This is a genomic window from Paenibacillus apiarius (assembly GCF_017052585.1).
Lineage (GTDB): Bacteria > Bacillota > Bacilli > Paenibacillales > Paenibacillaceae > Paenibacillus_B > Paenibacillus_B apiarius.
Map to the genome: position 1 here is coordinate 2,839,652 of NZ_JAFFHZ010000001.1, position 20,710 is coordinate 2,860,361.

General features: G+C 53.7%; 17 protein-coding genes. 15 read left to right on the forward strand and 2 right to left on the reverse strand.

Annotation, left to right across the window (positions count from 1 at the left end):
- Positions 1 to 66: 66 nt before the first annotated feature.
- From JSQ80_RS12985 to JSQ80_RS13005, 5 genes are all read left to right on the forward strand, one after another.
- A complete protein-coding gene (locus JSQ80_RS12985) occupies positions 67 to 741 on the forward strand; it encodes an SOS response-associated peptidase (RefSeq protein WP_206095567.1) in 675 nt (224 codons plus the stop codon).
- A 216-nt stretch (positions 742 to 957) separates the two neighbouring features.
- Positions 958 to 1,905, forward strand: a complete 948-nt coding sequence (locus tag JSQ80_RS12990; RefSeq protein WP_206095568.1) for a PD-(D/E)XK nuclease family protein — start codon at positions 958 to 960, stop codon at positions 1,903 to 1,905.
- Between the two features lie 74 nt (positions 1,906 to 1,979).
- Positions 1,980 to 2,729 carry a DNA-3-methyladenine glycosylase gene (locus JSQ80_RS12995; RefSeq protein ID WP_206095569.1) on the forward strand — a complete coding sequence of 250 codons (750 nt, stop codon included), beginning with the start codon at positions 1,980 to 1,982 and terminating at the stop codon, positions 2,727 to 2,729.
- A gap of 312 nt (positions 2,730 to 3,041) precedes the next feature.
- Positions 3,042 to 3,482 (forward strand): ArsR/SmtB family transcription factor, encoded by a 441-nt coding sequence (locus tag JSQ80_RS13000; protein WP_206095570.1) that lies wholly within the window; start codon positions 3,042 to 3,044, stop codon positions 3,480 to 3,482.
- Positions 3,448 to 5,697, forward strand: a complete 2,250-nt coding sequence (locus JSQ80_RS13005; RefSeq protein WP_206095571.1) for a heavy metal translocating P-type ATPase — start codon at positions 3,448 to 3,450, stop codon at positions 5,695 to 5,697. The genes JSQ80_RS13000 and JSQ80_RS13005 overlap by 35 nt, the downstream gene beginning before the upstream one ends.
- A gap of 69 nt (positions 5,698 to 5,766) precedes the next feature.
- On the opposite strand, the gene JSQ80_RS13010 is transcribed toward JSQ80_RS13005, so the two are convergent.
- Positions 5,767 to 6,309 carry a GNAT family N-acetyltransferase gene (locus JSQ80_RS13010; RefSeq protein ID WP_206095572.1) on the reverse strand — a complete coding sequence of 181 codons (543 nt, stop codon included), beginning with the start codon at positions 6,307 to 6,309 and terminating at the stop codon, positions 5,767 to 5,769.
- 188 nt (positions 6,310 to 6,497) lie between these two features.
- Here JSQ80_RS13010 and JSQ80_RS13015 point away from each other — a divergent pair, with 188 nt between their 5' ends.
- The 7 genes from JSQ80_RS13015 to JSQ80_RS13045 all read left to right on the forward strand — a co-directional run bounded on the left by JSQ80_RS13015 (position 6,498) and on the right by JSQ80_RS13045 (position 15,187).
- A complete protein-coding gene (locus JSQ80_RS13015; RefSeq protein WP_206095573.1) occupies positions 6,498 to 7,793 on the forward strand; it encodes a cell wall-binding repeat-containing protein in 1,296 nt (431 codons plus the stop codon).
- A gap of 270 nt (positions 7,794 to 8,063) precedes the next feature.
- Complete coding sequence (locus tag JSQ80_RS13020) at positions 8,064 to 8,780, forward strand: DsbA family protein (protein ID WP_336245732.1); 717 nt, start codon at positions 8,064 to 8,066, stop codon at positions 8,778 to 8,780.
- A 22-nt stretch (positions 8,781 to 8,802) separates the two neighbouring features.
- Positions 8,803 to 9,225, forward strand: a complete 423-nt coding sequence (locus tag JSQ80_RS13025) for a disulfide oxidoreductase (protein WP_087431750.1) — start codon at positions 8,803 to 8,805, stop codon at positions 9,223 to 9,225.
- Positions 9,226 to 9,263: 38 nt separating this feature from the next.
- Positions 9,264 to 10,538, forward strand: a complete 1,275-nt coding sequence (locus JSQ80_RS13030) for a methyl-accepting chemotaxis protein (RefSeq protein ID WP_240463651.1) — start codon at positions 9,264 to 9,266, stop codon at positions 10,536 to 10,538.
- Positions 10,539 to 10,750: 212 nt separating this feature from the next.
- Positions 10,751 to 12,493: a glycoside hydrolase family 35 protein gene (locus JSQ80_RS13035; protein ID WP_206095574.1), complete on the forward strand. Its 1,743-nt coding sequence runs from the start codon at positions 10,751 to 10,753 to the stop codon at positions 12,491 to 12,493.
- An 80-nt stretch (positions 12,494 to 12,573) separates the two neighbouring features.
- On the forward strand, positions 12,574 to 13,416 hold the full coding sequence (locus tag JSQ80_RS13040) for an alkaline phosphatase family protein (protein ID WP_087431748.1): 843 nt from the start codon (positions 12,574 to 12,576) through the stop codon (positions 13,414 to 13,416).
- Positions 13,400 to 15,187, forward strand: a complete 1,788-nt coding sequence (locus tag JSQ80_RS13045) for a DUF4091 domain-containing protein (protein WP_336245733.1) — start codon at positions 13,400 to 13,402, stop codon at positions 15,185 to 15,187. Before JSQ80_RS13040 ends, JSQ80_RS13045 begins: the two co-directional genes overlap by 17 nt.
- Before the next feature lie 409 nt (positions 15,188 to 15,596).
- Here the strand turns inward: JSQ80_RS13045 and JSQ80_RS13050 are convergent, their stop codons facing one another.
- Positions 15,597 to 16,625, reverse strand: a complete 1,029-nt coding sequence (locus tag JSQ80_RS13050; RefSeq protein ID WP_206095575.1) for an alpha/beta hydrolase — start codon at positions 16,623 to 16,625, stop codon at positions 15,597 to 15,599.
- A 148-nt stretch (positions 16,626 to 16,773) separates the two neighbouring features.
- On the opposite strand from JSQ80_RS13050, the gene JSQ80_RS13055 reads away from it, so the two are divergent.
- From JSQ80_RS13055 to JSQ80_RS13065, 3 genes are all read left to right on the forward strand, one after another.
- A complete protein-coding gene (locus JSQ80_RS13055) occupies positions 16,774 to 18,330 on the forward strand; it encodes a cobyrinate a,c-diamide synthase (RefSeq protein ID WP_087431745.1) in 1,557 nt (518 codons plus the stop codon).
- Between the two features lie 157 nt (positions 18,331 to 18,487).
- Positions 18,488 to 20,338, forward strand: a complete 1,851-nt coding sequence (gene asnB, locus JSQ80_RS13060) for an asparagine synthase (glutamine-hydrolyzing) (protein WP_206095576.1) — start codon at positions 18,488 to 18,490, stop codon at positions 20,336 to 20,338.
- 152 nt (positions 20,339 to 20,490) lie between these two features.
- Positions 20,491 to 20,697, forward strand: coding sequence for a spore coat protein (locus JSQ80_RS13065; protein WP_087431743.1), 207 nt, complete (start codon positions 20,491 to 20,493; stop codon positions 20,695 to 20,697).
- Positions 20,698 to 20,710: the final 13 nt, after the last annotated feature.

The following is a 20,710-nucleotide window of genomic DNA, read 5'->3' on the forward strand; positions in this document are numbered from 1 at the left end:
CCACCTTTTTCTTGAATAATATTCCTTTATTGACAAACAATACGTTTCAAGAGGAAGGTGATGAGGATGTGCAGAAGATTTTCACTGGCAGCAGATTTACCGGAGGTTACGCAATATTTTCAAATTAGCAAAGTGATGTTCCCTTACAGGCATCGGTTCAATATCAGCCCGACGCAGACGGTTCCGGTCGTGCTGCAATCAGGCGGCGAGCGGATACTTGACGAGTACCGATGGGGATTGGTTCCGTTCTGGGGTAAAGACTCGTTGAATGCGGACCTGTATTCGGTGCATGAGAATTCTGCCTATTGGAGAGTCGTTGAGCGGCAAAGATGCATCATACCTTGCAGCGGGTTCTACTATTGGCGGCAGGCAGGAAAGAAGAGCTATCCGATGCGGGCTATCCTCCGGACGAGAGGAATCTTCGGAGTGGCCGGATTGTATGATATATGGAAGGATTCGCGCGGCGAGCAATACCGGACTTGCACGCTGCTGATGACTCGGGCCAATGAACTGATTGCGGAATTTGATGCGCGGATGCCGGCGATTTTGGAGCAGAGCGAGGCGGAGGCTTGGCTGAACAGCGAGACGACCGAGGTGGAGGCGCTGGCTCGCATGCTGCGTCCCTACAACCCGGCGCGCATGAATGTTTATCCGGTGTCGCCGCTTGTCAATAATGATTTGAACGATACTTCGGACTGCATCAAGGAGATGGATTTGAAAGTCGCATGGGTAAAAAATTAATACTGTGCCAAACCGAAGCCGCTGCCCCACCGGGAAAGCGGCTTCGCCGATCCCGCATGTACGGGTTGTCATGGAGGAGGCTTCTTCGAACCAATACCTATCGGTATAATAGACTCGAGATGCAAAGAGTCGTTCCTTCCCTATCGAAGAGGCCCGGGGTCCAACATGACGGGGAAGCCTGAAGCCGATGGGAACGATGAAAGGAGTGGATATACCTTGCAGCGAAATCCTTACCCGGAATGGTCATGGTCGCCGTCGCGGCATACGTTGTTCGAAGAGTGCCGCCGCAAATATTACTATCACTATTATGCCGCGCATAATGGCTGGCTGCCCGAGGCGCCGGAGCTGGCGAAGCAGGCATATCGCCTGAAGCAGATGACGAATCTGTATTTGGTATTCGGAGATGCGATGCATAAAATGGCGGAGACGACGCTGATGCAGTTCAGTCAAGCAGGTCGCCTGCTGGAAGCGGATGAGCTGACGCGGCGAGTGCGCAACTTGTTGAATCAAGCGTATAAGGATTCACTCGATCAAGCGGCATGGCGGGAGCAGCCTAAAAAGCGCACGATGCTGCATGAAATGTATTATGACGGCGAACTGCCGCACCACGTGACCGATACGATTAAACGACGCATTCCGATTTTGGCCGATCGGTTTTTGGGGAGCCGCAGCCTGCAGCAGTTCGTACAGGAGCCGCACGCCCGCATGCTGGAAATCGAACGGCTCAATACGATCGAGGTAGCGGACACGAAAGTGTATGTGAAGCTTGACTTCATGTTCCGCCAAGACAATCGTCATGTCATTGTCGATTGGAAGACGGGGCAGGAGGATGAACGGAACAAGACGCAGCTGAGGCTGTATGGGCTGTACGTCCATAGGATGTATGAAGTGCCGTACGAACGCCTTGATATACGAACGGAGTATTTGTTGAGCGGCCAATGCTATGAGGATCGGGTAGAAGGCGAAGAGATGGCGGAGCTGGAGCGGCACGTGGTCGCCAGCATCCAGATGATGAGAGACTATTTGGCGGAGCCGGAGATCAATCGTCCCTTATCGGCAGAGTCCTTTGAGCCGACGGATCATGCGCGCCGTTGCCGCCGCTGCGCGTTCCTTGAAATTTGTGAGTATGGACAGCGGTCGGAAGACGCATCTTCCGCTTCTTGAATAGGGACGCTGCATATCAGCAGGTTGATTGACAGGACAACCGAAGCAATCTTAATGAATAAGGAGGCGGGCAGATGTCAGAAGAGCCGGTAAGGCGTTCGGAACGGATAGAGGACTCTATAGGTTCGACGTTATGTTTGCCGCTGCCGCCAGCCGGGCGATACAGCCGGGCTTCGTATCGGCATGATGCTGTTACGCTGGCCGTTACGCTGCTCGGCAGTGTGCTTGTCCGACGGACGGAAGCGGGCATCATCAAGAGCCGCATCGTAGAGACGGAAGCCTATGTCGGTCCAGAAGATAAAGGATGCCACGCCTATAATGGACGGCGGACGGCACGGACTGAGACGATGTTCCATGATGGCGGAACGGCCTACGTCTATTTCATTTACGGCATGTATCATTGCCTGAACGTGGTGGCGAACGCAATAGACCATCCGGAAGCGGTGCTGATCCGCGCAATCGCGCCGGAGACGGACGGCGATGAGGCGAGAATGAAGCAGTTCCGCCACATTCGCTCGCGGAAAGCGGCTGACCTATGCAACGGTCCGGGAAAGCTCTGTCAGGCGCTGCAGATCGATAAGCAATGCAACGGCATAGATATGACGCAAAGCGAGGAGCTATGGGTGGAAGGCGGAACATGGCCGGGTGCGCACAGGATTATGTGTGCGCCGCGCATCAACATTCCATATGCTCAAGAATATGAGAGTAAGCTGTGGCGGTTCTATGTGAAGGAAGATCTTTACGTATCGGTTAATGACAAGCAGGCCGTGCCGTTCACGGCGGCTTGGAGCGCCTTGTACGAAGACGACGGAGCAGACAAGTAAAGGCCCCGCAGAGAAGATGGCAAGACGTTAATCAAAGGTGTATCCTGTCGTTCGGCAATGCTGATTGCCGAAAAGGGGATGCGCCTTTTTTTACTGCGATACTCCTTCTCACAGTCTAAGTTTTCATAATATTAAAATATTCGTTTGAATTTGCGATTAAGTCGTTGTATACTGCTATTAAAGAAACATTCAAACATTAGTTTGATTATTGTAATGTTTACGATTACCATGCAAATGCAGCTCTGGTGGTTTTCAATTTACATGCTTAATATTTAACCAACTTTACAACAATATACAGGTGAGGTGACGCTAATGGCTGCGCGGAAATTAAAAAAGTCCGACGAGAATGGGCTTGACAACGTAAAAGACGATGTCTGTGAAATCGTATGCTACGATGCCGAGAAGATTAACTCCTTAAAAGGGCGCGTAGAAGACAACGAAGTGCAGGGGATGGCGCAGATGTTCAAGGCGCTGTCGGATCCGACACGCATGAAAATGGCATGTTTGCTGGATGAGGGTGAGGAATTGTGCGTCTGCGATATGGCGATATTGACCGGACAATCGATAGCGACGACATCCCATCATTTGCGCCTGATGAAATCGCTTGGCATCGCCAAGTCGCGCAAGGAAGGGAAGAACGTCTTTTATACATTGAATGACCATCATATCAGCACGCTAATTCGGATGACGCTTGAACATCTCAGGGAGGAGCATTGCCATGACGACACGGAGCATTCCACAACAAACCGATGAACGAGTAGCATATCGTGTCCAAGGGCTGTCTTGCGCCAATTGCGCGAAAGGGCTGGAGGAGGAAATCCGCCGCCTCGACCATGGAGACGATGCCGTACTTAATTATAACAGCGGCACGCTTAAGCTGAACCGCAACATTGATATGGCCAACGTGAAGCGCATATTGCGAACGGATGGAGCCAGAATTGCCGAGCCGGGAGCAGGGGCAGGCTCGAAGTCGAATGGGCATTCTCATCCCGGGGGCCACAGTCATTCCCACGCTCATGGACACGACCATGGTCATGATCACGGCGATGCCCATGGCGATGGCCACGGACATGATCACAGCCACGGAGACATGAAGAAGATGAAGTGGTTCCTCGGAAGTTCCGGACTTTTATTTATTTCTACCTTTCTATTGGACGGCCGGATTCCGAACGGAATTCTTATCGCCGTATATTTGTTGGCTATGCTGCTAAGCGGTCATGTTACGTTCCTAAAAGGCTTGAAAAACTTGATTCGCCTGCGCTTCAATATGGATACGCTCATGACGGTGGCTTTGACCGGTGCAGTGCTCATCGGGGAGTGGAAGGAAGCAACGCTCGTCGCTATTTTGTTCGGGTTGAACGAACTGCTTGAGGGCTATGGGATGGAGCGTGCGCGCCAGTCGATGGAAGCGCTGCTTGCAGTAGCGCCGAAGCAGGCAACGGTACTGCGGGACGGACAATCGATGACGATCCCGATCGAGCAGCTCGTCATGGGCGATACGGTGCTTGTCCGCCCCGGAGAGAAGATTCCTTCCGACGGTACGGTGCTTGAAGGGCACAGCGCTGTTAACGAGGCGGCGATAACAGGGGAGTCGCTGCCGGTATCGAAACAGGATGGCGATGTAGTGTTCGGGGGCAGCGTGAATACGGACGGCGTGTTGAAGGTGCGGATTGATAAAGCGTACGAAGATTCTTCGCTCGCGAAAATATTGCATCTCGTGCAGGAAGCGCAGGATACGAAGACGCCGACGGAATTGTTCATCGACCGCTTCGCGAAGGTGTACACGCCAATTATTATGATTGTGGCCGCGCTTGTCATTCTCGTGCCGCCGCTGCTGTTCGATGGAGACTGGTACAAGTGGCTCTATCAAGGGTTGGCCGTACTCATTGTCGGCTGCCCGTGCGCACTGATTCTCTCATCGCCGATTGCTATTGTGAGCGGGATTACCCGCACTGCCCGCAACGGCATTCTCGTAAAGGGCGGCGTTCATTTGGAGCAGCTTGGCAAGATTGAAGCGCTCGCCTTCGACAAGACAGGCACCCTGACCAAAGGGGAACCCGCCGTGCAGGCGGAATCGATTTACCGTCCGGAGCAATTCTATCAAGTGGTCGGAGCGGTGGAGCAGGCTTCGTTGCATCCGCTCGCCAAAGCGATTATGCGTTACTTGGACACGAAGGGCGAAGCGGCATTCCCAGAGCCGTCGCATAGCGAGACGGTTCCGGGCGAAGGCATCCGTGCGATCATCGAAGGAGCGGCATATTGGGTAGGCAGCGAGCGCGTCTTGGATAAGCTGGCACCGCAAGGAGACGCCGCGGATCGCGTCCGGAGAGCGCGTGAAGAAGCGGAGCAGCTGAAAGCGCGCGGTCTTACGCTCGTAGTAGTCGTCTCCGAGCATTCCCAAGAACCGCTCGGGTTGTTCGGACTGGCGGACGAGATCCGCGAGGAGAGCAAAGATACGATCGCGGCGCTGCATGCAGCGGGCGTCAAGCATACGGTGATGCTGACCGGAGACCATGCGCAGTCGGCACGGCAAGTGGCGGACAACGTGGGCGTAACCGATTGGCATGCGCAGCTTCTGCCGCAGCAGAAGGTTGAGAAGATTAAGGAGCTGTCGCAGAAATATCGCGTCGCCATGGTCGGCGACGGCATCAATGATGCGCCGGCGCTCGCGTCGGCACAGCTCGGAATCGCGATGGGCAAAGGCACGGACAGCGCCGTTGAGACAGCCGACATCGTGCTCATGCAGGATCATCTTGGCAAGCTTCCGATTGCGATTCGCATTTCCCACAAGGTGAATCGGATTATCCGTTGGAATATTGGCATTACATTGGGCCTCAAGCTTGTCGCATTACTGCTTACCATTCCGGGATGGCTGACGCTTTGGATCGCCATTCTGTCCGATATGGGCGCGACAATATTGGTTACCCTGCTCGGACTTACGATTTTGCTGGGCAAAGATCGTGAATAAGCATCTTATGATCCAGAAGGCCGCTACCCCTCCTTTACGGGCGGGGCAGCGGCCTTTTTCGGTGCAGAGCTACATAGGGGAAGTTATTTTTTCGTAAATGTTATATCCGCTCGTATGGTTTCCTTTATACTCATATCCCATGCTCTGGTAGAAGGCGTTCAACGTGGGATTGCTTGCGATGCAATCCAAGCGAATCCGGTCTTTACCCGGGAACAAGATTCCATGCTCTACCCAGTTCATGATTGCCGCGCCGATCCGCTTGCCGGCATAATCCCGATGAATGGCCAATCGATGCACATAAATGCTGCTATCGTGCCCCTCATCACCCCATAACGCGCAGTCCCATTCACTCGGCTGCCGCAGCAGCATGACGATACCAGCTATCTGAGCCCCCTGCTTAAAGATAAACACGTTTCCGTTCTCAATCGCACCCGTCGTATTATGCGTGTCTACACCGTCCAAAAGTCCGCTCCATTGGCTAGAGCCTCTGCTTCGCAGCCATTCGGCCGTCTGCACCAACAGCGATCTCACTGCGCCCGTGTCTTCTGGTGCGGCTTGAGCGGCTGCGATATCGTCGGATATCCTATTGTATATTATTGTAAATTTGCTCATATCTCCATTCCTTTCGAGATGTTTTGCGGGTCCATATTAATGATATTTTAGCGCATCCTGCCCGCGCGGCAAAGCGCTGCGTGAACGGTGCCCGGAACGAAGGGTATACAATCTGGAGTAAAAAGTTGGATCGCCGGGAATCCTTAACACCATAAACCAACTGTTACTGTTAAGGAGTGGGCGAAGCGATGAAAACCATTGCAACCGATGGCCAGGGAGAGCATGCGGCACATCAGCCGCCGGAGGAACGGCCGAACCGGACATCAGCCGCCGCAACCTGCGCCAGAGGAATGGCGTGTGCCCTTGTTGCATTGCTGCTGGCAGGCTGCGCCGATGCGATGTCTGCCTCTACGGGAGAAGCGGCGTTTCATGCGGGAGAGCCGCTCGTGAATGAACAGGTTATCCATGCGCCATGGATTGCAACGAAGAACACGGTGCGTGTCAATACGGATGATCCGGTTAAAGCGGCTGTCACGGTTTCACGCACGGTATGGCCCGCGACCGGCGATAATCAGCGGCCGAACGGAGTCGTGCTCGTGCCGGATGACGACTGGGCGATTGCCATGGCGGCTGCTGATTTGATTCATTTTCCGAATAACGGACCATTGCTTTATATAAGAAAAGACGGCATTCCTGATGAAACGCTGTCCGAACTGAAACGGCTTAAGCCGAAAGGCTCTCCGGAAAATGGCGGGGTGCAGGCGATTGTGGTCGGGGATGCGGATGCCAGCGTCATGGAACAACTCAAACAGCTTGGCTTGAAGGCAGATGTTATAAAAGGAGACGAGCCTGCGAAGCTTGCCGCCGATATCGATGCTTACTATACGCGGGCGAACAAGGAACAGCCGCGATCGGTCATCATTGCATCGGCAGATGATGCGAAGTTCGCCCTGCCTGCCGTCAACTGGATTGCCCATATGCCGGAGCCGGTGCTCTACGTCAGCCATCAAGGAATCCCGCAGGCGACAGCCGATGCGCTGGCGAAGCGGCGCAAGCATGCGGTCATGTATGTGATTGGGCCGGAGCAAGCTGTGCCGGCAAGGGTGGCCAAGGAACTGGAAGCGTTCGGCAGAGTCGTGCGTATTCAAGGAGAGGACCCCGTACAGCAAGCAATCGCGTTCGCCAAATATAAGGATGTCAAGACGGGCTTCGGCTGGGGCATTGTATCTCCGGGTCATAACTTCTCCTTCGTGCGGGAAGGAGAGGAATGGTTAGCCATTGCTCAGGCCCCGTTCGCGCATATGGGCAAGCATGCGCCGCTGCTATTGATGAGCGGAGGTAAGGTTCCGCACGAGGTGCGGACGTATCTTGAGTCCGTCCGGCCAAGGTACAATACAACGCCGGTGGAAGGGCCTTATAATGCAGCTTGGCTTACGGGAGCGGAAGGAAGCGTGATGCCGAGCGTTCAAAGCGAGGTCGATGCCTTGCTTGAGATTGAACCCAAGCAGGCAGAGAGCAGGGGCAACCCTCACGGGGGACATTAAGAGTACCAAGATGGAGAGCTTAGCTATGGATTGATATGGCTAAGCTCTCGTCATGTCAACCGGGCCTAATACTGATTAAGTATGGAAGGATTTAGATTATAGGACAAATATATAATACCTATCCCTATTATAGGGTTAATCTATATAAGATGGGATATGTTAACAAACAATGGCGTAAATCACGATTTTAAAAGATTTTTTTGACAAAAGAAATGGAAATATGACGAGCTTTCCAGTACATTTAAAATGGGTGAAAAAAAGTTAGAAGAGGTGAATGTATTGGCAAAATCATCATCGCGCAAAAGTAAAAAAGGAAACGAACGCATGTTTCTCATTATGCTGCCGATTGCCATTATCGTACTGCTCGGCATTATTTTTGTATTGAATAGACAAGGGGAGAAAATTAAAACGGATGAAATGGTGAACAAGCCGGCGGTAGAGTTCAATCTTGAAGGCCAGCCGACGCTCGGCTCGAAGGATGCGAAAGTGTCGGTCGTGGAGTTCGGCGACTACAAATGCCCGGCCTGCAAAATTTGGACAGACGAGGTCTATCCCAAATTAAAAGCGGATTTTGTAGACACGGGCAAGGTGTCGTTCACTTTTGTGAACAAGCTGGTCATTCCTAAATCAGAGTTGGCTTCCGAAGCGGCGGAAGAAGTATTTCGCCAAAACCCGGAATCGTTCTGGACCTACCATCATGAATTGTATACATCCCAGCAAAATGAACAAAAGGATTGGGTGACTGTTCCGTTCCTTGTTGATTTGGCGAAGCGTGTCGTTCCAGAAGTGGACGCAGGCCAGCTGGAGAAGGCTTTGAACGATCGCACGATGCAGGGGAAGGTCGCAGGTGACGAAGAGATGGCTCACAAAGCCGGAGTAACCGGCACGCCGACCGTCTTCGTGAACGGCAAAGAATTTACGGGTGAATGGGATAATTACAGCCAATTGAAAGAGTTTATTGAGACGGCGCTGAACGAAGCGAAATAATGGATGGGGGCGTGGAAGCGATATGATGGTTATTCGGCGTTACGCTTTGCATTTCGCTTGGCTCGTATCATTTGTTGCGGCAGGCGGAAGCTTGTACATGAGCGATATTTTGTTCTGGGAGCCGTGCAAGCTGTGCTGGTTCCAACGTATCTTCATGTATCCGCTGGTCATTCTGCTTGGCATTGCCGCCTATCGGAATGACCGCAGCATAGTGCGTTACACCTTGCCGTTATCAATAATCGGAGGACTGATCTCGACCTATCATTACATGGTGCAAAAAATTCCCGCAATGGCTGACACATCGCCTTGTCGCTCCGGCATTCCTTGCAATACGGATTATTTGGATGCGTACGGATGGATTACGATACCGCTTCTGGCATTCGTTGCTTTTTTACTCATCACGATACTGCTGCTCCTTGCGAATAAGCACGAACCACAAGAATAGAGTGCGACGGGTTATCATCAATACATGGGGGAGATAGAATGATGAAATTCGGACTGCAGAAGAAAATGGTGTTCGGCATGCTTATCGTATCTGGAGTAACCTATGCGACTAGCGGTTTCTTTATTTTCGTGCTGAAGCCGTATCTTGCCCCGAATATGGGTGATTTAGCGTATGATGCGATTATTTTTATGCTCGGCATATTTTGGACGTGCTTGCTCGGATGGCTGGCTGCAAGCTTGATTGTGAAGCCGCTCATTCAGTTGACGAAGGCGGCGGATGAAGCGGCTCAGGGCCGGTTGAGCGTAACGCTGCCTACCTACCGCTTCCATGATGAAGTTCGGGTCTTGACCGATTCTTTCGGCAAAATGATTCGCAATCTCCAAGGGATGATTGCGGAAATAAAAAGCAGTGTGGACATTTCGACGCGCAATACTTCCATGCTTGGCGACGCGATGACGCATGCGGCAGAGCAAATTGAGCATATATCGCGTACAGCCGAGGATATGAACCATGGCGCAGAGCAGCAAGCGGTCTGGACGGCGCAGTCGGCTGCATCGGTAGAAGAAATTCATGCCTCCGCAGTCGCTGTGCGGGAACGGGCAAGCGAAACCGAGCGCATGACGGCAAACATGCTGGATACGCTGGCGGAGAGCGAAGATATTTTGAAATCGATCATGGACGGGATGCTGCGCGCCGCCGAAGCGGGACAAGCTTCGATTGACACCGTGCAGCGGTTGAACGAGCAGGCCGAGCAGATCGGCGATATATCGATTGCGGTGCGTGAAATTGCGGACCAGACGCACTTGCTTGCCCTGAACGCCTCCATTGAAGCGGCCCGCGCCGGAGAACAGGGAGCCGGCTTTGCGGTCATTGCGTCCCAAGTCCGGAAGCTGGCTGAGCAGAGCGCGGCAGCCGTCAGCAACATCAACGAGCGGATTGTCCAAATGCAGTCCCAAGTGGTGGAGGCCGTGGGTCTTATTACGGCTCAGGTCGAGACGGTAAGTCTGGAAGCTGGGAAGAAAGATGACGCTGCCCGTGCGCTCAATACGATTGCCGAAGTGACGAAGCAGGCGTCCACAGCCGTGCATGACATCGCGACGTCAGTCGGCCAACAGACGGAACGCTTCGCGACCACGTTGCAGCAGACGCGGCAGATGGCCGCCGTCGTCAATGAAATGGCGCTAGGCACGCGCCAAGTGGCGAGCGCAACGCAGGAGCAGACAGCCGTCATGGAGGAAATGGCAGCTTCATCCGACGTGCTGCGTGATCAAGCGGGCCGCCTGAAAGTGCAAATTGAAGCGTTTAAATGCTGATTAGAAACTGCAAATTGAGATTTTATGATTGTGACTTGCACGCTTTTGAGTGATGCAAGTCATTTTTCTTGCAACATTTGTGCATATAGAAGTAAATAAAATGCATGTTCAATCTCTAAAAAAACGCTATCATGAAGATACAACGGAAGTTGATCATTTCTTGCATGCGACTATTTAAAGAACTTACCGATAAAGCAGAAGGAGAGAGGCTCATGACAACGCTTTCGTACCAAGGCAAGCAATTTTTTGCGGATGGCCAGCCGATTCAACTCATCTCGGGGGCGGTTCATTATTCTCGTGTCGTACCGGAGTATTGGGAAGATCGCCTGCTTAAGCTGAAGGCGCTTGGCTGCAATTGTGTGGAAACATACATTGCGTGGAATTTGCACGAGCCGCGGGAAGGCAGGTTCAATTTCGAAGGGATGGCGGATATAGCCGAATTCATTCGCGTCGCAGAGAGGGTGGGGCTGTATGTCATTGTTCGCCCGAGCCCGTACATTTGCGCAGAATGGGAATTCGGCGGCCTCCCGGCTTGGCTCTTGAAGGACGAAATGCGTCTGCGCTGCAGCGATCCGCGTTATTTGGACAAAGTAGCCGCTTATTATGATGCGCTCCTTCCGCAACTTACGCCGCTGCTTGCCACGAATGGGGGTCCGATTATCGCGGTGCAAATCGAGAACGAATACGGCAGCTACGGGAACGACCAAGCCTATTTGCAGGCGCTCCGCCAAATGCTCATTGAGCGCGGCATAGACGTGCTGCTGTTCACCTCCGACGGACCGCAGGACGATATGCTGCAAGGCGGCATGGCGGAAGGCGCGTTGGCAACAGTGAATTTCGGCTCCCGTGTGGAGGAGGCCTTCGACAAGCTGAAGGAATATCAACCGGATGGACCGCTCATGTGCATGGAATATTGGAACGGCTGGTTCGACCATTGGTTCGAACAGCATCATACCCGCAATGTTGAAGATGCAGCCAAGGTGCTGGACGACATGCTGCGCATCGGAGCATCGGTGAACTTCTATATGGCGCATGGCGGCACGAACTTCGGCTTCTGGAACGGGGCGAACCACGGAGGCAAATACGAGCCAACCGTCACGAGCTATGACTATGACGCGGCAATTAGCGAAGCAGGCGACCTTACACCGAAGTATCATGCATTCCGTGCAGTGATCGGGAAGTACGCGCTGCTTCCTGAAGGCGAACTGCCGGCGAACACGCCTAAAGCAGATTACGGCACGGTGCAGGTGTCGCGGAGCGTGTACTTGTTCGACACGATCGCCGCAATGGCGGATGCGAAGACGAGCGTATGTCCGGAGCCGATGGAAAAATACGGCCAGAACTACGGCTTTATCATGTACTCCACGCGGATTTCGGGACCTCGTCCGGAGAGCCGCTTGACGATTCAAGATGTGCGTGACCGCGCTCTCGTCTTCCTCGATCGGAAGCTGGCAGGCATCATCGAGCGCTGGGATCCGAAGTCCATTCCGGTCATTATTCTGGAAGGCGGCGCACAGCTCGATATTCTCGTGGAAAATATGGGACGGGTCAACTACGGCCCAGAGCTGTATGACCGCAAGGGCATCACGCACGGCGTGCGCTTGAACGGGCAGTTCCTGTTCCACTGGGAGGTGCGCAATTTGGAGTTGGAGACGATTGACGGCGTGAACTTTGACGCGCCGGCTTCGAAGCTGTCAGGAGAACAGCCGGGCTTCTATGAAGCCACGCTAACCATTGAAGGCACGCCGAAGGATACGTTTCTGCGTCTCGATGGCTGGAAGAAAGGCGTCGTCTTCATCAACGGCTTCAACCTGGGCCGTTATTGGGAAGCAGGTCCGCAGCAGACGCTGTTTGTGCCTGCGCCGATATTGCGCGGGGGCGACAACCACATTGTCGTGTTTGAACTGCACGCAGCGGGAAATCCGCTTCGTTTCGAAGCGGAGCCTTCCTTGTAAACCGGAATCAAAAACGAAAATAATGTGAACGTCCCTATTTTATGAAGAAAGCCATTTTTCAACATAAGGGGAGAACAAGGATGAGTGAACGCACACGTATCGTCAAACGCGTATTTATTCTCGGCATGGACGGGGCGGGGAATTGGAACGAGGAGGCCTCCACTCCGAATATGGACCGCATTATTAAGCAGGCGGGCGTCATGACGCAGCACGCACAGACGGAACTGCCGACGATAAGCGCTGAGTGCTGGGGCGCGATGCTGCATGGGGTGACACCGGATCGGCACGGTGTCAACAACGATATTGCTGCCGCAACGCCGTTTCCGCAAGATTCCCCTTATCCGTCGTTCTTCCGAGTCGCACGGGAAGCGGATGCCGCGATGAAGCTGGCTTCGTTCACGGCTTGGGCGCCGATTAACTTCGGACTGGTGGAGGACGGACTGGATATTTATAAAGCTTCTGCCAGCGATGCGGAGCTGACGCGGCTAGCAACCCAATATTTGCGCGATATCGATGATATCGACATCTTCTATTTTGCCATTGACCTGCCTGATGCGGCAGGACACCGCTATGGATACAGCACAGCAGAGCACGTGCAGTCGATCGGGGCGGCGGATGAGATGTTCGGGCAAGTGCTGGACGCGATTGAAGCAAGGGAATGGCTGGACGACAGCCTCATTCTATTCGTCACGGATCACGGCGGCGGCGGGGCGGTGGCCACTGGCCACGGCAGCGGCCATCCGATGGATCAGACGATATTTTGGGGTTGCGCGGGTCCGGGGGTGAACCGTTCGGCCCGGCTTGAGGGCTTGACGTTCAAGGACACGGCAGCTGTCGTTGCGGCGGCGCTCGGCCTGCCGATTCCGGCTGCTTGGGATGCGCGCTTGCCAGAGGATTTGTTCATGCGTGAAGCCATCGTGTAATCGGGAAAAAGGGGAGATGCGCGAGATGACGATGTATGTGGGCGTAACAGATATGTTCCATAAGGAAGTGCGCAGCTACAGCGAATGGAACCGGTATGCGGCAATTGCGGAGAAGCGGCATCAGAGCGTCGTCAGCTGCAAGCGGGACAGCGCGGCGTTCCAAGTATTGGTGTCGAGCGATGAGCCGTTCCTGCTCGCGGCGAATGCCGATACGCTGTTCTGGAAGGGCGGAGCGCTCAATATTGCTCGCGTAGAGGTTGCGATTGAGGGGGCAGCTGTTCAGCCGGACGTGAAGCTGATCGGGTTCATGCGAGACGATGATGGAACGCCGAAGGCAGATTTGCTGCTCGAAGATGCACACCTGCGGGTGGAAGCGCGCCAAGTGCAGCCGGTATGGGTGGAGCTGACGGCGGATGAGGCAATGATAGCGGGGACGTACCATGGCCGTGTCCGCCTGTTCACGCATCACATGTTCGCCGATGAGCAGTGTGCCGGCGAATGCGCGTTCGAATGGGTCGTGGCGGAAGAGACGCTTCCGGAAGCGAAGGATTACCGTTTCTATCTGGACTTGTGGCAGCATAGCTCGAATATTGCGCGGAAGTATAAGACCGGTCTCTGGACAGAGGAGCATTTTGCCGTATTGGATGCTTATTTGGACAGCATGAGCAAGCTGGGGCAGAAGGCCGTCACGGTCGTCGTCTCCGAGGTTCCATGGTCTGGGCAAATGTCCCATAACGACCGCGACCCGTCAGACTTGTTCGAATACAGCATCGTATCCGCGCAAAAGGCGGCGGACGGGACATTCCGTTACGACTTCTCCGCCTTGGATCGCTACATCGAGCTTGGGGAGAAGCACGGCATATCGCGTGAAATCGAAGTGTTCGGCCTGTTGAATATTTGGCAGGACCCGCATGCGGGATACGGCGCGTTGGCCGAAGGCGCGCCGGATGCGATTCGTGTCCGCTATTATGATGAGACGAGCGGAACGTACCGTTTTATGCGGGAAGAGAGCGAGCTGCGGGCCTACGTTCAAGCGCTGGAGGCGCACTTCACGTCGACGGGGCGTATGGAGCGAGTGCGTATTTTGGCGGACGAACCGTCAGATTACGACCTTTTCAATAAGAAGCTCGCTTGGCTGCGCCAGGCGGCGCCGGCTTTTAAGTATAAGGTTGCCATCAATCACGCGGAATTCGTGGAAAAAGGGATGGAGGGTGTGTCCGACTACGTGCCGAGCTTCTACTGTGTCGTGAAGGAGCATGAACGTCTGATGGAGCAGCGCCCGTCGATTGACGGTACGCTGTTGTACTACGTCTGCTGCAGCCCGGACCGTCCGAACACGTTCCTCGGTTCGCCAGCGATGGAGAGCCGGCTCGTTGCGTGGTATGTCGAGCAGCTTGGACTGGATGGCTTCTTGCGCTGGAATTATACAGTATGGCCGGATCAACCTCTAGAAAAGCTGGCGTACCGCTCGGAGATTTGGAAAGCGGGGGATACGAACTTTGTTTATCCTGGCCCGCTTGGCAAGCCCCTTTTGTCGTTGCGCTACAAATGGCTGCAGCGCGGTATCCGCGATTTTGAGCTTATGCAGCTGCTGAAGGAACGGGGCGAAGGCGAACGAGTCAAGGCGGCCTTGGAACGCGTGTTCCGCTACAAGCGGCTTGCCGATTGCGATCCCGACCGCCGTGCCAATGCAGAGTCGATGTACAGCTTGAATGCCGCCGATTATGATGAATTGCTGCTCGGGGACGGGGCTAAACGAGGTGGAAATTGATATAGAGGCTGTTCCTGCGGTCATATAGACCAAGGGACGGCCTCTTGTTTTGCATGTAAGGAAGGCATCATGTAAGGAAGGCATGCTGTGAAATGGTCCTTATGTTTACTCTCCCGTACATTCAGAAAGGATAAACGTTAAGGATAAGCGCACACAGGCTTCAAATAGATTGCCATGGGCATATAGGCTGCCAATTATTGATTACAGTTACCCAAAAAGCGATATAGGGCAAACCGCCTTCTGAAAAAAGGGGAGAATGGAGCAAAGGGTCGGCGGTTGGAGCGCCTCCCCTTCAGTCTGAACGAGCTGCTGCTCGAACGGAGTAAGTCGCAACAATGCGGAGTCATGCCTTACTTTTCGATAGCTGCTTCTTTATAATGCGGTCCCATCTCCATACTGAGGTTCTCTGTTAGGTGGCGCCTTGCAGGATTGACCCTCCTTCGTCCGGGACGAACTGCTCCGGCGGTGTATCGGACACTGGCATTCTCGCGGTTACGGGCTGCTCCAATTCCTCTGGATGCGGCGTTCCCGCCACTTGCAGGACGAAGTCCGTAACCTTGGCTTCATACTGTTCCTTATTTATACAATAGGAAACACCGTGTGTGGCCCCTTCCACCAGCACGAACGCTTTCGGTTCCGGCTTTGCGTTATACATATCGAGACTCATGCGGGTGGGAACGAAAATATCCTTGCTGCCATGAATGAACAAAACCGGCAGCTTGCATGTTCTCATAACGCGAATGGGGCTTACATCATCCAGCATAAATCCGGCTTTTCGCTTCAACAAGCGATTGATGAGCGGCATGATTGGCCATGCAGGCATATGGTTGAGCTTAGTGACCTGATGATAAATCAACTCCGTTAAGTCCGAATACGGGCAGTCCGCAATAATGAACCGGACCTGTGGACGATGAATGGCGGCATACTCGAGCACGGTGCCTCCGCCTAGCGACTGGCCGTGCAGTCCGATCGCGCAGTCTTCGCCTTTGCGGGCGATAACCCAATCTACCCATGCTTGCATATCGTTTTTTTCGTTGAATCCGAAGGTGGTATACTTCCCCTCGCTCTGGCCGTGACGGCGCTGATCCACGAGCAGGACGTTAAAGCCAAGCTTGAAGAACATGGCCATGAATTGGGCGGACCAGGCAAGTGCCGACGTATAGCCGTGGACGATGATGATGACGCGTCTGGACGCAGGAAAGGATTCGATATAATACCCATGAAGCGATAAACCGTCATGACTGCGGATGAACAGCTCTTCTTTATCGCAATCGTCATACTGCTTTTTGGTGAATACCTTATGATGTTCGAGTAAATCAAGGCACTGCTCATAGGTAGAGCCCTTCATTCGTGTCATCTGATAAACGGCAAAGTACGGAATTATCCAGATGGACAACAAGATGAACAGGACGGTGCCGCCTACTATCGGAAACCACATGCCAATTCTCCTCCTTAGTTCCCATTGTACTGACTTGCTTGTGCATATTAGGGTGTGCAATTCCTTCCCAACTTACACCTGCCATTCGACAGTTGGCGGAAGAGGTTCAGGTTCTGTACAATGGGAAGATAAGGCGCGAAAATGGGGGATGACGTTGAATTCGGAAGAGCATGCAATTCAGAAGGAACACAACGCAAAGGCGCGAAAGGGACGGGAAGAAGGAACGGTGGGGAATTCTACAAGTCCCGCTCGAAGGCTGCTTATAGCCGGAACGGGTAGCGGTGTCGGCAAGACGACCGTGACGCTCGGCATAATGAGGGCCTTAACGCGCAGCGGCTGGAAGGTGCAGCCATTCAAGTGCGGCCCCGATTACATTGACCCGACTTATCATACCGCAGTGACGGGCGTTCCGTCGCGCAATCTTGACAGCTGGATGTGCGGTCCAGACGGCATGCGGGACATCTTCATCCGGGGAGCGAATGGAGCGGACATTGCCATTATGGAAGGCGTCATGGGCCTATATGATGGACGCAGGGCGGATTCAGATGAAGGGAGCTCCGCCTCCGTCGCGAAGCAGCTGGATTGCCCGGTGCTGCTCGTCATTGATGCGTCTGGCATGGCAAGAAGCGCTGCCGCCATGGTAGCTGGCTTTCAACATTTCGATGCAGAGCTTCGCATTGCCGGAGTGATTGCCAACAATGTCGGCAGCGAGGGGCATGGCAAGCTGCTCCGGGAAGCAATTGAGTCCGCATGCAATGTGCCGCTGCTCGGCTATGTGGTGCGGGATAAGGAACTGGCCGTGCCGGAACGGCATCTGGGATTGGTCCCAGCCATCGAACGGGGAACGCTCGACTCCCTGTTCGACCGCATGGCTGATGCTGTCGAGGCGCATACAGATCTGGATGAACTAGTACGCATCGCAGAGTCGGCTCCGCTGCAGAGCTCGAGCGGCATAAGCTTCAAGGCGCCGGCAGGCAGCGCTGTTCCGAGCGGGCAGGACAGCTCGTCTGCCGTACGGGAGGCATGGAAAAAGCCCGGCGCAATCCGGGAGCCGCTGCGTTTGGCGCTCGCATATGACGCGGCATTCCACTTCTACTATCCCGACAACCTGGAGCTGCTCGAAGCGTACGGATTCGAGCTTGCCCGCTTTTCGCCGCTGGCAGATGAGCCGGTTCCCGAGGGGGTCGACGGCTTGTATATCGGCGGCGGTTTCCCGGAAGCGTTCGCGCCGGAATTGGCGCAGTGCGGCCGGGCATTGGCGTCCATCCGCCATGCGATTGAGGCGGGTACACCGACATTTGCTGAATGCGGCGGTTATATGCTTCTGACGGAGCGGCTTGTGTTGACGGATGGCTGCGTCCATCCGCTTATCGGTATCATCCCTGGCGAGACGCGCATGGGAACGAAGCTGGCTGCGCTCGGATACCGCGAGGTGACTGGGGAAGCAGGCAATTTCATGCTGCCAATCGGGCAGACGGCACGTGGACACGAGTTCCATTATTCTACAATTCACGTAGAAGAGGAGCGGGCGCTCCCTCCGGCATATCGTGCCCGCGGACTGGCCGGAGAGCGGCCAGAGGGAGCGGTGCATCGAGATGGTGCCCAGCTGGTGGCGGGTTATACACACATTCATTTCGGGTCGAACTCCGCTATTGTTACTAATTGGAGGCAAGCCTGTGTCGCATTTCGTCAAAAACGTTTATAATGGTTCCTAGGACAAGCCCCGCCCATGCGGGGTCTTCCGCTGTTCATCGAAGAAGAATGAATGCAAAGGCATCATATGAGGGCGTTAACTCTATCACTATTTAATACTTACAACTGAAACGTTACGCTATGCTGATAAGCGAAAGGATTTGGAACAGATGTGTGGCATTGCCGGTATATATCAATTTCATGATCAACAACCTTCTGAACATATCGTCCGCAGCATGATGGATTTAATTCACCATCGCGGACCGGATGATGCGAAGCTGTGGATCGGCGACCGCGTCGGTCTCGGATTTCGCCGCCTATCCATCATTGACGTCGCCGTTGGGGCACAGCCGCTCAGCAACGAGGACGATTCAGTATGGATTATATTTAACGGCGAGATTTATAACTATTTGGAGCTGCGTGAAGATCTGATTCAGCGCGGCCACCAATTCAAGACTCATACGGATACGGAAGTTATTCTTCATTTATACGAAGAGCACGGATCCAAGTGCGTGAATCATCTGCGCGGCATGTTCGGATTCGCAATCTGGGATCGCAATAAGCAGGAGCTATTCATTGCGCGCGATCACTTCGGCATCAAGCCGGTCTATTATTTCATGAACGAAGAGATGTTTGTCTTCGGGTCGGAGATTAAGAGCCTGTTGGCCGTACCGGGTGTGCCGCGTCAGGTGAATATGAACGGCTTGTATAATTATTTGACGTTTCAATATGTGCCGGATCCAGAAACGATGTATGCGGGTATTCACAAGCTGCCGCCTGCGCATTGCATAACGATTCCGCTCGGCGGCAAGCCCGTCATTGAGAAGTATTGGGACCCGATGTTCGAGCCGGTGGATCGTCCGCTGACGCACATTATCGAGGAAATCCGCGACGTCATGCGCGACTCTGTGGAGCATCATCTCCATAGCGAAGTACAGCGCGGCTGCTTCCTCTCCAGCGGTATCGACTCTACTATCACATCGACTTTGATGCGCTCCATCGAACCTATCAAAACCTTCAGTGTCGGCTTTGAAGGTCCGAACAATGAGACGGTCATCGCACGCGATACGGCCAGACAGATTGATACGGAACATTATGACCGCATGATTACGCAGGAGATGTATTTTGATGCGGTGCCGCGCGCCATTTGGCATTTGGATGAGCCTGTGGCCGATCCGTCCGCGATTGCCTTATACGAGGTGGCGCGATTGGCGAAGGAGCACGTTACTGTCGTGCTGTCGGGCGAAGGGGCCGATGAACTGTTCGGCGGATACCGCATCTACCGCGAACCGCATTCGTTGCGTTACTTGTCCTGGATGCCGGAAGGCATGCAGCGTGTGATGAACCGGATTGTGCGTTCCGTTCCATTCTCGTTCTACGGGAAAAATTATTTGCTGCGCGGAACGACTCCGCTGGAAGAGCGGTTCTTGGGCAATGCGAACATTATGACGGACGATGCGAAGGCGGAGCTGCTCCGTGCAAGCGCGGAAGAACTGTCAGCCTTCACGAAGCCGTTCGATATTGCGCGTCAATATTATGACCGCACGCGTCACCTTGATCCGGTGTCACGCATGCAATATATAGATATGAACCTGTGGATGCCGGGTGATATTTTGATGAAAGCGGACAAGCTCACCATGGCTCACTCACTTGAGCTGCGCGTGCCGTTCTTGGACCGCAAAGTATTCGATATTGCGCGCCGCATCCCGGCTCAATACCGCATCGCGGAAGGTACGACCAAATACGCGTTGCGCAAAGCGATGGAAGGCATCATTCCGGATTCGGTTCTGCATCGTCCGAAGCTTGGCTTCCCGGTTCCAATGCGGGATTGGCTGCGCACGGAGCGAGCAAACATCATGTGGGAAGAGCTGTCTTCCAGCGGCATCGATCATATCATTAATTTGACGACGGTCGAGGATATGTTCCGCCGGCATAAGAACGGCCAAGGCGACTACTCGCGCAAGATTTGGGTATTGTATGTATTCGGTCTGTGGTACCGGACGTATATGAGAAAGCAGTAGTTCTGTAAAGGCTCAAAGACTAAAAAGCGATCAGAGCTTAATTTCCGGCAAGCTTAGGCACTTCTCCATAGGAGAGGTGCCTTTTTGATCTTGTTGAATAATCAATTGCTGCATTCCACAAAATAATCCTTGATTGTGAAGGAGGTGTAGAGATGAACAACAGACAGCTGGGTGCGCACGAAACGTTGGAAGTGCATGAACTCCTGAACTTCAAAAATGTATGCATGACAAAAACGAAAACAATGATGGGCTTGGTGTCCTGTCAAGAATTGCGGGGATTGATGCAAGAAGACGTCCAAAACTCCGCCAAAGCCATTCAGGATTATCAAGCTCTATTGTCCCGGGCAAATTACACGTAAAAGGAGTGTCTCC

Bases quoted from the DNA above. Each gene is read 5' to 3' on its own strand.
- JSQ80_RS12985 (WP_206095567.1), top strand. From the start codon at position 67: ATGTGCAGAAGATTTTCACTGGCAGCAGATTTACCGGAGGTTACGCAA.
- JSQ80_RS12995 (WP_206095569.1), top strand. From the start codon at position 1,980: ATGTCAGAAGAGCCGGTAAGGCGTTCGGAACGGATAGAGGACTCTATA.
- JSQ80_RS13000 (WP_206095570.1), top strand. From the start codon at position 3,042: ATGGCTGCGCGGAAATTAAAAAAGTCCGACGAGAATGGGCTTGACAAC.
- JSQ80_RS13005 (WP_206095571.1), top strand. From the start codon at position 3,448: ATGACGACACGGAGCATTCCACAACAAACCGATGAACGAGTAGCATAT.
- JSQ80_RS13010 (WP_206095572.1), bottom strand. From the start codon at position 6,309: ATGAGCAAATTTACAATAATATACAATAGGATATCCGACGATATCGCA.
- JSQ80_RS13015 (WP_206095573.1), top strand. From the start codon at position 6,498: ATGAAAACCATTGCAACCGATGGCCAGGGAGAGCATGCGGCACATCAG.
- JSQ80_RS13025 (WP_087431750.1), top strand. From the start codon at position 8,803: ATGATGGTTATTCGGCGTTACGCTTTGCATTTCGCTTGGCTCGTATCA.
- JSQ80_RS13030 (WP_240463651.1), top strand. From the start codon at position 9,264: ATGATGAAATTCGGACTGCAGAAGAAAATGGTGTTCGGCATGCTTATC.
- JSQ80_RS13035 (WP_206095574.1), top strand. From the start codon at position 10,751: ATGACAACGCTTTCGTACCAAGGCAAGCAATTTTTTGCGGATGGCCAG.
- JSQ80_RS13040 (WP_087431748.1), top strand. From the start codon at position 12,574: ATGAGTGAACGCACACGTATCGTCAAACGCGTATTTATTCTCGGCATG.
- JSQ80_RS13050 (WP_206095575.1), bottom strand. From the start codon at position 16,625: ATGTGGTTTCCGATAGTAGGCGGCACCGTCCTGTTCATCTTGTTGTCC.
- JSQ80_RS13055 (WP_087431745.1), top strand. From the start codon at position 16,774: ATGACGTTGAATTCGGAAGAGCATGCAATTCAGAAGGAACACAACGCA.
- asnB (WP_206095576.1), top strand. From the start codon at position 18,488: ATGTGTGGCATTGCCGGTATATATCAATTTCATGATCAACAACCTTCT.
- JSQ80_RS13065 (WP_087431743.1), top strand. From the start codon at position 20,491: ATGAACAACAGACAGCTGGGTGCGCACGAAACGTTGGAAGTGCATGAA.